Annotated in this window: 1 protein-coding gene; it reads left to right on the top strand. The window is 37.8% G+C overall.

Translation table 11 applies throughout. The annotated features are described in order from the left end of the window. Window positions 1–239: 239 nt before the first annotated feature. Window positions 240–1,013, top strand: a complete 774-nt coding sequence (locus tag NWQ57_RS20130; protein ID WP_372340954.1) for a hypothetical protein — start codon at window positions 240–242, stop codon at window positions 1,011–1,013. The last annotated feature ends 83 nt before the right edge of the window (window positions 1,014–1,096 follow it).

Below are 1,096 nucleotides of genomic sequence, written 5' to 3'. Positions count from 1 at the left end.
GAAGCCTGTGTCGTTTCAGCCTTTTAAAGTCTGTCCCGAAGCGAGGAGGCGCATTCTATAGATTTGGGAGACAAGGTCAAGTAAGAAATACAAATTTGTAGAAATTATTTTTTATACGTATGAATATTCAGCAAAATGCTTAATTACTGTTTATTTGGTAAATTTATTGTTAAATTGAACCTACAGTAGACAGGGAGGTCTGAACTCAGTTAGTAACGCAATGTAGTTGGTGAAGTAGAATGATTTTTAAAAGAGTAGCCTTAAGCACCCTATTTATTAGTAGTTTAGCGCATTGTGCTTTAGCCGGTGCAATTGAAAACACAAATAATAACGTAACACCTGAACTAACCAGTTCATTTATACAAAACCAAGTTCAACAAAACATGTCAATCGGTAGGGCCATTAAGAGTATTGTAAGACATTATCCTCAAGAAGCTGCCAGCATTATTGATACCGCCCTAGATTTGTACCCAGAACAATATAAAGAAATCATCCATGCAGCTATTTCCGCACAACCAACTTTAACTGAAGAGGTTGTTACAATGGCTTTGAGAAAGGGAATCAGTAGCTGCACTAGCATAGTCGAAACAGCAATTAATGCAGATCCAAGCTATGTAGATTTTGTTGTTACTGCTGCGGCGAATTCAACACCAAGCGAATTAGATGAAATAGTTAGAATCGCGGTAGTAACAGAGCCAGATTCTGCTGATTATATTGTGCAATCACTAGCTAAAGAGCATCCATCTAAATTAGTTGAAATATTAACCTCAGCCATCGGAGCTGTGCCCTTGGTTGGAGAATATGTAGTTGAAGCACTTCTTGCTAGTTTCCCTAATGACGCTGAGATTGTGATAACAACAGCTGTGAGAGAATCATCAGCTCAAAGAGAACAAGTTAAAAAGATTATCGAGACCGGTCAAAATTCTGGGATCTCAAATGAGAATTTGGAGAAGTATGCAACCAATGGTGGTGCAACAGCCGAAGAGGTTGCCCAAGCTTTAGATAAAAATTGAACCGTTATATTAATCAAGCAAGGGCCAATACTAGATTGGCCTTTTTTTTGTGCTCTAAGTTACTAATGTAAAACTATTAATGC

Source organism: Paraglaciecola sp. (assembly GCF_030730205.1).
Taxonomy (GTDB): domain Bacteria; phylum Pseudomonadota; class Gammaproteobacteria; order Enterobacterales; family Alteromonadaceae; genus Paraglaciecola.
The sequence above is the reverse complement of the archived record's forward strand: the minus strand, read 5'-3'. Positions and strand labels throughout refer to the sequence as shown.